Origin of the sequence: Salinirubellus litoreus (genome assembly GCF_037335815.1) — an archaeon.
Taxonomy (GTDB): Archaea; Halobacteriota; Halobacteria; order Halobacteriales; family Haloarculaceae; genus Salinirubellus; species Salinirubellus litoreus.
Genome location: NZ_CP147841.1, coordinates 2,249,822 through 2,260,914 on the forward strand (window position 1 = coordinate 2,249,822; position 11,093 = coordinate 2,260,914).

The following is an 11,093-nucleotide window of genomic DNA, read 5'->3' on the forward strand; positions in this document are numbered from 1 at the left end:
CGGGTCGACCGGCGCGTTCCGGAACGGGGGGATTCACGTTCGTCCCACCGGTATCCCGACCATGGAACACGTCCACCTGACGATCCCCGAACGGCTCCTCGAACTGCTCCCCGAGGACGGCGCGAACGCCGCACGGGACATGGAACGGGCCGTCGAGGGGTACGAGCGCGCGGTGAACCGCGCCATCGACGCCGGCGGCGAGGGCGAGGTCGACGCGGGGGAGCTCCTCGACGTCATCGAGCACATGGAGACGCGGATGAAGACCTACGACGAGTTCGTCCCCGAACTGCGCGCCTGGGGGCAGTCGCCGGCCTACGCCGTCTCGTGGCGCGACCTCCACGCGAGCCTGGTCGAACAGCTCCACGAACACGAGGACCTCACCGACCGCCTCGACCGCGAGCGGAACTACCGCCTCGTCGACGACGGTATTCGACTGAAGGACCTGAAGGAGGACTGAGCCGGCCGGTCCGGATCGTCGGCCCCGTCGGGAGCGCTACCGATACCGAGTTCAGAACGTCTCCCCGAGCCCGTCGATCTGTTCGGCGTCGTGGCCGTAGAGCACGCGGGCACCGTGTCGTCGTTCGATCTCCTCGCAACGCTCCATGCTGTCGTACCAGTCCCGGGTCGAGTGCAGCAGGCTCGCGCCCATCGACCATCCGGACTCGTAGTTCGCGCCGACGTACGCCTGGTCGCCGGCGATCAGCACCGGGTCGTCGCGGTCGACGAACACCCCCAGCAGGCCCGCGGTGTGGCCGGGGAGGTGGTAGAGTTCGAGGCCGTCGAGGAGGGTGTGCCGGTGGCCGTGGACGACCCGCCAGTTCAGGTCGTGGTCGAAGTCCCCACCGATGTAGGCCTCGTCGGCGTCCGGTTCGTCGGTCTTCGCGGAATAGTAGGCGTGCTTGAGTTCGGCCTCGTGGACGACGACCGGTACGTCGGTGCCGTCGAAGGCGTAGAGCCCGCCGGCGTGGTCGAGGTGGAGGTGGCTCTGGATCACGACGTCGATATCCTCGACCGAGTACCCGACGGAGTCGAGGTCCTCCTCGATGGGCCGGGGGTCCTCGTGGGTGAACGCCTCGTACAGTCCGTCGGGCCAGTGCCCGTCGGCCGCGTCGGGGTGCGACCCCGAGTCCCAGAGGACGGTCGCCTCGGGGTGGTCGAGGACGAGGTTGTAGACGACGCCCTCCCCCCTGTGGAGGTCGGGGTTCGGGTCGCTCGCGGTGGCGGTGACGAACCCGTCGAGGATGGCGTTCGTGTCGGCCGTGATCGTTCCCCTGTCGACGACCGTGATGGGACAGTCGACCATGGCCGGAGGTGTACGGGGAGGGGCTTGGACGTGTGGGTCGCGGCCTCGCCTCCGCCACCGGGACCGCGTGCCGACAGACACTTGCCGACCGCGCCGTGGCGTCGGGACGTGGCCCTCCGGTGGCTCGCCAGACTCGCCGTGCGACCCCTCACAGTAGCGGGAGTGCTCGCGGGTCTCGTCGCGTTCGCGCTCCTCCCGGTAGTGCTGTTCTCGTCCCTCGGGATGGCCGGGTCGACTCCACTCCTCTCGCCCTCCCGGTGGCCGATGCTCCTCGGGCTCGGCGTCGTCGCCGTGGTGCTCGGCTTCGGGCTGGCGGTGTGGCTCTACGCGGAGGGACACTTCGAACCCCCCGACGCTCGATAGTTCGCCGCGAGTCAGCCGAGCTTCTCCGCGAGGATGAGCCGCGTCTTCGTCGAGACGACCTCGTTCATCTCGCGGGCCTTCGTGATGAGGTCGTTCAGTGCGCCCGTGTCGGTCGTGTCGGCGACGACGACGATGTCCTCCTCGCCCGAGACCTGCCAGACGAAGTCGACCTCGGACCACTCGGCCATCCGTTCGGACACCTCGGTAGTGTCGACGTCGACCGCGACCCCGACCTCGATCATCGCCTTGACGTTCCCCGTACGCGTGGCGACGGTGAACCGTTCGATCACCCCCTCCTCGACGAGCCGTTCCACGCGATTGCGGACCGTCCCCTCGCTCGTGCCGACGTGGTCGGCGATCTCGGTGTACGGCGTCCGCGAGTCCCGGCGGAGGATGGCGAGGATCTCGCGGTCGAGGCTGTCCATCGAGGCCCGGGGGTTCTCGGGGGGTGCACTTGACGATTACGAATTTCGTAACTCGGCTTCGAACACAACGGTTATTGCGGGGACTTCCATACGAGTCTCGTAATGTCGGACGCCTACCTGGCCCTGGAGGACGGCAGCGTCGTCGAGGCGCGCTGTCGCGCTCCCGGGCGCACACGCGGCGAACTGGTGTTCACGACCGCCTACACCGGCTACGAGGAGTCGCTGACCGACCCCTCCTACGAGGAGCAGGTGCTCACGTTCTCGTACCCGCTGATCGGGAACTACGGCGTCCGAGAGGAGCGCTTCGAGTCCGACCGCGTCCACCCCCGCGCCGCCGTCGCCCGCGAGTTCACCGACGATGTCGCCGAGTGGCTCGAGAGCGAGGGGGTCCCGGCCGTCGACCACCTCGACACCCGCGACCTCGTGACCGGCATCCGCGACGAGGGTGCGATGAAGTGCGGCATCGCGGCCGGTCCCGACGCGACCCCCGAGGCCGCGAAGGAGGAACTCGGGCTGTGCAAGGGGATGAGCGAGCACACCGACATCGGCGCGCGGGTCTCCATCGCCGAACGCGAGACGCACAATCCCGAGGGGGACGGTCCTCACGTCGCACTGATCGACTGCGGGGCGAAGGGTTCTATCGTGTCGTCGCTCGTCGAGCGCCACGCCGTCGTCGAGATTCTCCCCTACGACGCCACCCCCGCGGAGGTCCGTGAGATCGACCCCGACGTCCTGTTCGTTTCGAACGGTCCGGGCGACCCCGAGAACTTCGTGGCCGCGAAGGAGCTCGTCGAGGAGTTCTCGGGGGATCTCCCGCTGGCGGGCATCTGCCTCGGCCAGCAGGTCGTCGCGTCGGCACTCGGCGGCGGGACCGAGAAGATGGAGTTCGGCCACCGCGGGGTGAACCAGCCCGTCCGCGACCTCCGCTCCGGGCAGGTGGTGATGACCACGCAGAACCACGGCTACACCGTCTCGGATCCGGGCCCCCTCGAAGTGACCCAGATCAACGTCAACGACGACACCCCCGAGGGTCTCGAGAGCGACGACCTGGGGGTCATCACGCGGCAGTACCACCCGGAGGCGAACCCCGGCCCCCACGACTCGCTCTCGTTCTTCGACGACGTGCTGGCGATGAGCGAGGCGGGGGAACGCACCAGCCCGTCGCCGTAGGCCGATCGGAGGCGAGGCTCGGCTCGGTGGCCCGTTGACCCGTTCGCCGGCGACCGTCCCGGGCCGCTCATAGGGATCATCGTAGTCGTTCATGCATCTCCCGCCGGGAATCACGCCCCGCGACCCACGTCGAACGGTCGAATCCTCCGGCTGGCTACGATGATCCCTATCAGTCGCTCCCCCTGCGAGCGAGCCGCCGGCCGAGATCCGAGAAGAACAGCGCGAACGGCGGGAAGGCCACGTTCACCAGTCCGAACACCACGAGGACGACGCCGGCGAACGTGTAGGACGCTTCCGGGCTCAGGACCGGGAGGAGCCAGAGGATGACGCCGCCGGTGAGAAAGCCCAGCGAGAGACCACCCCCTCGACCCTCGGTGTACTCGAACACCAGAGTCGCCACGGCGAGGAACCCGACGCCGAACACGACGGGGTCGTACGGGTCGGCGAAGACGCGGGCAGCACCGATGGTGTACAGCCCGCTCAGGACCGTCGTGATGCCCATCAGACGTAGTTTCCGCTGCCGTGGATCCGCCGCTTCGACCTCCGCTTCGTCCGACATACCGACGGATAGCGCCCGGCGGGCCTGAGCCTTGCGGATGGCCCCGTCCGGGCAGGTGTCCCGCACCCGGACGGTCTCCCGACCGACGCTCGGAGCCACGGCCTCGGGAGTCGGTGTGGCGGTCTCGCCGTCGCCCCGATCGAGACTGGCCGGTCGGCCGTATCCGAAGCGTTTTGCCCGGGCGGACCTGCACGCACACCATGCAAGGGGCCGGGTCGACCGACATGACGCTCGCCTTCGAACTGGAGGCGCTCAAGCGGCTGAAGCGGCCGGACGAGGTGTTCGCGGACGCACGCTCGTGGTCGGAGTACGTCGGCGTCGTCAGCGACAAACCCACGTACGTCGTCACGAACTTCACCCGGAAGAACCGCATCCGACAGGACTTCTTCTCCGGACCACGCGGGAAGCGTGAGTCCCTGGAGAACGTGGGTCGCCAGTTCGATACCGACCGGCACGTCTTCGTCGGGGTCGACGAGGACGACCGCGAGATGGCCGAGGACGTCGACTGGGAGTACCTCCCGCTCTCGGACGCCGCCGAGGCGGCCGGGTGGGAGCTCGGCGACGCCGAGGCCGAACGCGAGCGCGAGCGCGAGGAGACCCGCGACGACTGGCCGTAAGAGTGGTTCCGTCGCGGGTCGGAGTCGAGGGGGATGGGCGAGGATCCGGCCGGACACCGGACCCGAATCCCGTTGCATGGACCGTACGACCCATCGGGTGGGACTGAAAGGGGCCGAACGCTGGACGACGCACGGTGCCTCAAGCACCGGAGCGACCGAAGGGAGCGAGGGGCGCAGAGTGTACCGCGCGAGTCCAGCGTTCGGGGGCTTTCGAGCTGTTACGTTCTGTTTCAGCTGTCCACTACGAAACGAACGCCTCGAAAGCCCCGCCCGGCATCTCCGGTCGAACACCGTACCGCTGGCGCCGACCGTGATGGGATCGTCCCGATCCCGGTCGACGCGGACCCGCGGGTTTGATTGTCCCCCGACGCGCCACCTCGGAGCATGTCGCTCGACATCGGTGCCGCGATCACCGAGGGAGTAGACCGGCTCCGGAGCCGGGACGGGCTCGTCCTCGTGGGGGCGTTCCTGGTCGTGGGGGTGCTGAGCAGTGTCGCCACGCAGTCGCTCACCGTCGGACTCTCCGAGGCGGCACTGGAGTTCGCCCAGTCGGCCGACGCCCCCCCGGGGACGGACATCGAGACCCTCCGCGAGCAGGTAGAACAGACCCGCGCGGGCTCGCCGCTCGCCCTGGACATCTCCGCCGGGCTCGCGTTCGGCCTCGCGTTCCTGATCGGTATCCTCGCGGAGACGCTCCGCATCGTCTCGATACGGCTCTTCTACACCCCGGCGGGCGAACGCCCGGCCGACCTCACGAGCGGTCTCGCGTTCGCGACGGTCAACGGCTTTCTGGGCGGTATCGTCGTGGGCGTGCTCGTTGTCCTCGGCCTCGTCTTCCTGATCGTCCCCGGGATCTTCCTCGCGCTCGTGTTCTTCTTCGTCAAGCAGGAGATCGCCGTCGAGGACAGTAACTTCGTCGACGCCATGGCCGACTCCTGGGCGCTCACGCGGGGGGAGCGGCTGAACCTCCTCGGCCTCGCGATCGTCCTCCTCGCGATCGGGTTCGTCGCGTTCCTCCCGACGATCGTCGCGAGCGTGGCCGGTTCCTCGACCGCGTCGCTCGTGGTCGGCGCGATCGTCTCCCCGATCGTGACCGTGTTCGGCATCGCCGCGACCACGCGGGCCTACGCACAGCTGAAAGCGGCGGAGCCGACCACCACGGAGGACGCCGGGGAGTCGGACGAGGTGGGCGCGCTCGGGCCGGACGACATCCCCGAGCCCTGACGGCGCGATCCGCTCGGCCCGGGCCGTATCGCCACCTCTTAACGGCTCGACCGCCTTTCTCCCCCTGATGGCAGAACCCCGAGTGCCCGGTGGGGACGCCTCGGCGCTCGACCTCCCGTGCGGGCAGGCCGTGGACGTCCACGAACTCCACATGGGGATGCGCGACTACCGGTGTGCGTGCGGCGAGGAGCACGCCGTCGTGATGGACGTCCACCCGCTCTCGCGGTGGGTCCCCGAGTCGACGGTCGAGGTCCTCCGGACCGCGATCGACACCGCCGACGAGTTCGGCGAGTTCGGCACCACACACATGCTCGGGATGGTCTCCGAGGAGTTCCCCGAGTCGGTCGCCTCGCTCGACGTCAGCGAGGACGGCTCCGTGGGGTACGCGATGGTATGGATGACCGACTTCGACGCCCGACGCCTCCACGCCGTCGTCGTCGAACTCATCGTCGAACTGATGGAACACGCTGTCAGCCACGCCACCGACGAGGACGCCGCCTCGGAGTTCGAGACCCAGATGCTCGACTTCGACGTCGAGGAGTTCGTGGAGACGTATCGGGAGCAGCGGGACTTCGAGGACGAGTTCGACCGGGCGGTGTAGTCCTCGGCGTACACGGGTCGCCGCCTTGGCCGACGAGATCCCCGTATTCGAGACGCTCGTTTTATGCTAGCTCCGTCCCCACGAAGTTCGATCGCTGGAAGGGAGTTCACCCTGCTCTCGGGCGAGCGTAACCGGAGCTACCGTGAATTACCGATCGTACAGATCGTATCCGGAGCCTCGTTCACCAGGCAGAAATGGTAAACCGACGTTCGTTGTGTTCACGTGTGGCGTACCGGCAGCCTCCGAGGTGTTCCCGACGGGAGACGGGACACGCCAGTTGGGGAGAGTGGTGCGTCCTCGGTATCGCCGGTCTGTCGGTACGTCCCCCGCTGCTGGTACCTCTGAGTTCCCATCACCGGTGTCCCTCGTCGTCGGTCCCCTTCCCCGAGGTTTCGGCCGAGCACGTACCCGGGACGCCATCGACCGTGGGGACTCCCCCGGCCCCCTTACCGCGTCAGATTCGCGGGCGTCGTGTCGGGCAGGAGCGGCGACTCGTACTCGAAGCCGTCGGTCTTCGTCTCGAACTCGTCGCGTGCGGCCGCGAGCAGTTCCTCGTCGTCGAGCAGGTCGTAGAGCGTGCCCCCGATGACCTTCGCGGCGAAGAGGCCGCCCTCGATACCGATACTGCCGGAGGCGGCGACGGCCTGCCAGGAGTGGGGCGGGGTGCCGAGCGGCCAGGTGGCGGCCCGGAACCGACCCAGGGGAACGGTCCAGCTGACGTCGCCGGAGTCGGTCGAGTACATCCCGACCCCGCCACCCTCGACGTCGACCGGCTCGGTGTACATGGCGGCGTCGGCGGCCGCCGTCCGGTGGCCCTCGGGGAGCGTCTCGACGGCGGCCGAGACGTCGCCGAGCGACTCTCGCAGGTCCCGGGCGAGTTCGAGCTGTTCCTCGTCGAAGTGCATCCCGTCCGTCTCGGTCATGTTGCGGTGGATGGCGTCGGCGAGGGTGTCGTTCGGGAGGACGCCGTACATGGCCCCGAGCTGGCGCTCCTCGACCTCGGTGTCGGTCATGAGCGCGGCACCCTCGGCGATGTTGCGCACCCGGTCGGTCATCCGCTCGACCTGATCGCGCTTCGGGGCGCGGATGGTGTACTCGACGCTCGCGGTGGGCGGGACGACGTTGGGTGCGTCCCCGCCGTTCTGGATGACGTAGTGGATGCGGGCCTCGTCGACGACGTGCTCGCGCATGAACTCGACGCCGGTGTTCATCAGCTGGACGGCGTCGAGGGCGGACCGCCCGGCCTCGGGCGAGGCGGCGGCGTGGCTCGACTCGCCCTCGAACGCGAAGATGAACGAGTCGTTCGCGAGGCAGGACTCTCGGTTCGCGGCGTTGTACCACCCGGGGTGCCACGAGACCACGGCGTCCACGTCCTCGAACGCGCCCGCCCGGACCATGTACACCTTCCCGCCGCCGGCCTCCTCGGCCGGCGTCCCGAAGAAGACGACGCTCCCCTCGACGTCGCCGCGCTCGATGGCCTCCTTCGTGGCGACCGCCCCGGCGAGGCTCGCGGTCCCGAACAGGTTGTGTCCACAGCCGTGGCCGGGGGCCCCCTCCTGGATCGGCTCGCGCTCGGCCTGCACCTTCTGCGAGAGCCCGGGGAGGGCGTCGAACTCCCCCTGCGTGCCGACGACGGGGTCATCGTCGCCGTAGCGGGCGACGAACGCCGTCTCGATGTCGGCGATGCCCGTCTCGATCTCGAACCCGTTCTCGCGCAGGACGCGCTGGAGCGCCTCGGCCGAGCGCGTCTCCCGGAAGGCGAGTTCGGGGTGTTCCCAGATGTCCCGGGCGAGTTCGGTGAACTGCTCCCGGTTCCGCTCGACGGCCTCGAAGACCTCCTCTTTTGCCATCGCGTCACACGCCGCGTCCACCGATCAAAGGTGTTCGGAAGTGGATCCCCAAAGTGGGTCCTCGCCCAGTGCCGACGACCGCTCGCCCTCGTCGCGTCGTAAGCAAGAACTAATACGGCGACGGGGTTCGCGGTCAATTATATGCGGAAGACTGCTCTCAAAATATATCGATATTCGGGCGACTACGCGGCCCATCTCCTCCTCGCGGGTGTTCTGCTCGTCTACGCGGTGTTCCTCTTCGAGACGGTCAGCCGGGACGAGGGCGCGTTCCTCCTGATGGGACAGGGGATCCTCGACGGGGTGACGCCGTACCTCGGCTACGTAGACCACAAGCCACCGGGGATCTACTACTTCTCCGCCGCGCTGTTGTCCGTCTACGACAGTCCGATCTCGGTGAGGCTGGGTGTCCTCCTGATAAATACGGCCACCGCTGCGGGCCTGTTCCTCGTCGGGCGCGAACAGTTCGGGGAACGGGTCGGAACGGCCTCGGCCCTGATCTACCTGTCCGGGATCCTGCTCTACCAGGGATTCTACGTCCTCACCGAGCAGTTCGTCGCCCTCTTCGGGGTGGCGGTGCTGTTCCTGCTGTACGAAGCCCGCTCTCCCGACGTCTCCGGGCGTGAGCGCGTTCTCCTCCACCTCGGGATCGGCGTCTGTGTGGGGCTAAGTATCGTGTTCAAACAGACCGGGGGAGCGCTAGCCATCGGCGCAGTGGCCCTGTACACGTTCACCGAAAGTCTCGGTGGCTTCCTCCGGAAGGTAGGCGCTATGGGGATCGGGGCGACCGTTACCGTCGGTGCCGTCGCGGGGGCCTACTACCTGGCCGGCGGGCTACCGGAGCTCCTGCACTGGGTCGTATTGATCCACCTGCCGGGTGGCTCGTACGGGGCGGCGGGGTTGCGGGGCATCCTCCGGGGGATACTGTCGAACGTGTTTCGGTTCCCGATGCTGTGGGCGCTCGTGGCGCTGGGAGTGTTCGGCCACGGGAGATCGAGTCGGGCCTACGGGGAGAGGTACTACGCGCTGGTTTTGCTGGGGATCGCCTCCGCCCTGCCCCTGGTCGTCCGCGGCTATCCCCACTACTGGATACAGATACTGCCGTTCGCCTCCCTCTTCGGCTCGATAGCGCTCGTAGATCACCACGACGCGATCCGGCCCCGCGCAAGAGCGCGGGTCGTCCTCCCCCTGCTGGCGCTAGTGCTCGTCGTGCTGTTGATCCCCTCCGGGGCGATCGTGGCGCAGGGGGGAGCCGACATCCTGGCCGGGGACGACATACGCGACGACTATCGCGTGGGCGAGTACGTTCGAGGGGAGACGGACCCGTCGGAACGGCTCCTCGCCCTGACCGCGGAGCCGAAGGTCTACTACCTCTCCGACAGGAGACCGATCGGCGAGAACATCTACTACCTCCCCGCCAACAGGGGAAACTACAACAACAGCACTATCATCGAGAAGGTAGACGTCGTCGAACCCCCCCTGGTAATCATCCGGACGCCGTGCCGGGACTACGTCGAGACGGCCTGTGCCTACGTCCGATCCAACTACGACGTGACACGGAGACTCGGTCCCTATCGCATCTACGAACGCGACACGGGTGGTGGATGAGTGTCTCCCCGCCTCCTTTCGAGGCCACCTGGCCCCACCCGGACCGGTGGACGGGATGGTGCGTATCCGAGACGTGCCCTCCGGTGGCCCGAAGACACATACCCGACCATCGAAAGCCCCCTCCATGGACGGTCCCCTCCTGGCTCTCGTCCTCCTCACCCTCGTCGGGGGTGTCGTGGCGCTCCGGCCCTACGAGGTCGCCCGGCTCAAGGAGCAGATCGACGCCGAGGGGAGCACCCGCGAGAACGACCTCGCTTCGGTCGAGCCGACCGCACGGAACGTCTTCGTCTTCCGGGTCGCGGGTATCGCGGCGGTCGTCGTCGGGCTCACCTTCCTTCTCTGGGTGCTCTTCGGGAGTCCAGGGCGGTAGTTTGGTAGTCTCTCCCCGTCACTCCCCGAGCGTCACCGCGTCGTGGGCGGCGTTCCGAAGCGCGTCCGAGCGACCGTGGCTCCCGGGGGCGATGGCGAGCGTCCTGACCCCGCGCCGTGCGGCGAGTTCGAGGACGGGCTTGAAGTCGGTATCCCGCGAGGCGACCGCGAGCGTGTCTATCCCGCCGTCGACGACGAACTCGGTTGCGTCGACGGCCAGACGGACGTCGACGTCGCCGCTCGTCACCACGACCTCGTACCCCCGTGCCTCGGCGGCCTTCACCAGTCCAGGGGAGGCCCGTTCGTCGAGGTAGAGCCTCGTCACCGCCGGCCGACCGGCCGCGGCCGCCGCCGCCCGGACGTCGTCGAGGTCGACGTCGAACTCCTCGCGGAGCACGTTCGGCCCGTCGACGAACAGCCCGACTCGGTCGGGAGCGGAGTCGCCTCCCGCTCCGTCGTGATCGTCGTCGGACCCGAGCAATCGGCCGAGCAGACCCATACGCCGGGGTTCGTCGCCCCGGTCAAAGCGTCGTCGGTACGACCCTGCTCGTACGACCCTCCTACCCCATCCCGCCCGTCGACTTGCCCGATCCCGTGCCGGGATAGTCGCTTGCACTTGCTGGCATTACACCCATTCGTTCTCTGGCTAACTGCCGAGTATGACCGAGACTCCGGACCGGAACGTAGAGCCCGAAGCGGGCGAGGAAGAGGAGAAGGAGGACGAAGAGCTCGCGGAGGCGAAGGAGGCCCAGCAGGATGCCCGCGAGGCCCAGCAGGATGCCAGAGCGGAGCGCGAACGCGAGCGCTCGGAGCAGCGAGCCGAGGCGGCCGCCGAGCAGGAGAACCCGGACGACCACCGCGACGAGCCGCCCCACGAGAGTTGAGGCGGGACCCTCCGGCCACCGGGCCGACCGCTCTCCCGGCGAGGTCCGGCTCCGTCCCACGGAAACGGGCCCGCAAGCATCGTCGACCGGATATCGAGGGGTCTTAGGACCGCCCCTCCGAGC

The 11,093-nt window shown here is 68.3% G+C and carries 14 protein-coding genes; 9 read left to right on the forward strand and 5 right to left on the reverse strand.

From position 1 onward, the window contains the following. The first annotated feature begins 61 nt into the window (after window positions 1-61). Window positions 62-457 (forward strand): hypothetical protein, encoded by a 396-nt coding sequence (locus WDJ58_RS11080; protein WP_338917768.1) that lies wholly within the window; start codon window positions 62-64, stop codon window positions 455-457. A gap of 51 nt (window positions 458-508) precedes the next feature. Here the strand turns inward: WDJ58_RS11080 and WDJ58_RS11085 are convergent, their stop codons facing one another. Beyond that, window positions 509-1,303 (reverse strand): N-acyl homoserine lactonase family protein, encoded by a 795-nt coding sequence (locus tag WDJ58_RS11085; protein WP_338917769.1) that lies wholly within the window; start codon window positions 1,301-1,303, stop codon window positions 509-511. Window positions 1,304-1,411: 108 nt separating this feature from the next. On the opposite strand from WDJ58_RS11085, the gene WDJ58_RS11090 reads away from it, so the two are divergent. Continuing rightward, window positions 1,412-1,666 carry a hypothetical protein gene (locus WDJ58_RS11090; RefSeq protein WP_338917770.1) on the forward strand — a complete coding sequence of 85 codons (255 nt, stop codon included), beginning with the start codon at window positions 1,412-1,414 and terminating at the stop codon, window positions 1,664-1,666. Window positions 1,667-1,677: 11 nt separating this feature from the next. Here the strand turns inward: WDJ58_RS11090 and WDJ58_RS11095 are convergent, their stop codons facing one another. Continuing rightward, on the reverse strand, window positions 1,678-2,091 hold the full coding sequence (locus tag WDJ58_RS11095; RefSeq protein ID WP_338917771.1) for an Lrp/AsnC family transcriptional regulator: 414 nt from the start codon (window positions 2,089-2,091) through the stop codon (window positions 1,678-1,680). 102 nt (window positions 2,092-2,193) lie between these two features. Here WDJ58_RS11095 and carA point away from each other — a divergent pair, with 102 nt between their 5' ends. Continuing rightward, window positions 2,194-3,261 carry a glutamine-hydrolyzing carbamoyl-phosphate synthase small subunit gene (carA, locus tag WDJ58_RS11100; RefSeq protein WP_338917772.1) on the forward strand — a complete coding sequence of 356 codons (1,068 nt, stop codon included), beginning with the start codon at window positions 2,194-2,196 and terminating at the stop codon, window positions 3,259-3,261. Between the two features lie 169 nt (window positions 3,262-3,430). On the opposite strand, the gene WDJ58_RS11105 is transcribed toward carA, so the two are convergent. Then, complete coding sequence (locus WDJ58_RS11105; protein ID WP_338917773.1) at window positions 3,431-3,820, reverse strand: hypothetical protein; 390 nt, start codon at window positions 3,818-3,820, stop codon at window positions 3,431-3,433. 200 nt (window positions 3,821-4,020) lie between these two features. Here WDJ58_RS11105 and WDJ58_RS11110 point away from each other — a divergent pair, with 200 nt between their 5' ends. The 3 genes from WDJ58_RS11110 (at window position 4,021) to WDJ58_RS11120 (ending at window position 6,262) form a co-directional block, all read left to right on the forward strand. After that, entirely contained in the window at window positions 4,021-4,437 is a 417-nt protein-coding gene (locus WDJ58_RS11110; protein WP_338917774.1) for a DUF7124 domain-containing protein, read from the forward strand. A gap of 384 nt (window positions 4,438-4,821) precedes the next feature. Beyond that, window positions 4,822-5,661 carry a hypothetical protein gene (locus WDJ58_RS11115; RefSeq protein ID WP_338917775.1) on the forward strand — a complete coding sequence of 280 codons (840 nt, stop codon included), beginning with the start codon at window positions 4,822-4,824 and terminating at the stop codon, window positions 5,659-5,661. A gap of 67 nt (window positions 5,662-5,728) precedes the next feature. Further along, on the forward strand, window positions 5,729-6,262 hold the full coding sequence (locus tag WDJ58_RS11120; RefSeq protein ID WP_338917776.1) for a DUF5815 family protein: 534 nt from the start codon (window positions 5,729-5,731) through the stop codon (window positions 6,260-6,262). Between the two features lie 446 nt (window positions 6,263-6,708). On the opposite strand, the gene WDJ58_RS11125 is transcribed toward WDJ58_RS11120, so the two are convergent. Continuing rightward, on the reverse strand, window positions 6,709-8,112 hold the full coding sequence (locus WDJ58_RS11125) for an amidohydrolase (RefSeq protein WP_338917777.1): 1,404 nt from the start codon (window positions 8,110-8,112) through the stop codon (window positions 6,709-6,711). Window positions 8,113-8,253: 141 nt separating this feature from the next. Here WDJ58_RS11125 and WDJ58_RS11130 point away from each other — a divergent pair, with 141 nt between their 5' ends. Both WDJ58_RS11130 and WDJ58_RS11135 read left to right on the forward strand, forming a co-directional pair. Continuing rightward, window positions 8,254-9,717, forward strand: a complete 1,464-nt coding sequence (locus WDJ58_RS11130) for an ArnT family glycosyltransferase (protein WP_338917778.1) — start codon at window positions 8,254-8,256, stop codon at window positions 9,715-9,717. 124 nt (window positions 9,718-9,841) lie between these two features. After that, on the forward strand, window positions 9,842-10,087 hold the full coding sequence (locus tag WDJ58_RS11135) for a hypothetical protein (RefSeq protein ID WP_338917779.1): 246 nt from the start codon (window positions 9,842-9,844) through the stop codon (window positions 10,085-10,087). 18 nt (window positions 10,088-10,105) lie between these two features. On the opposite strand, the gene WDJ58_RS11140 is transcribed toward WDJ58_RS11135, so the two are convergent. Beyond that, on the reverse strand, window positions 10,106-10,585 hold the full coding sequence (locus WDJ58_RS11140) for an NYN domain-containing protein (RefSeq protein WP_338917780.1): 480 nt from the start codon (window positions 10,583-10,585) through the stop codon (window positions 10,106-10,108). A gap of 160 nt (window positions 10,586-10,745) precedes the next feature. Between WDJ58_RS11140 and WDJ58_RS11145 the strand changes: the two genes are divergently transcribed. Further along, window positions 10,746-10,970: a hypothetical protein gene (locus WDJ58_RS11145; RefSeq protein ID WP_338917781.1), complete on the forward strand. Its 225-nt coding sequence runs from the start codon at window positions 10,746-10,748 to the stop codon at window positions 10,968-10,970. Window positions 10,971-11,093 lie beyond the last annotated feature (123 nt).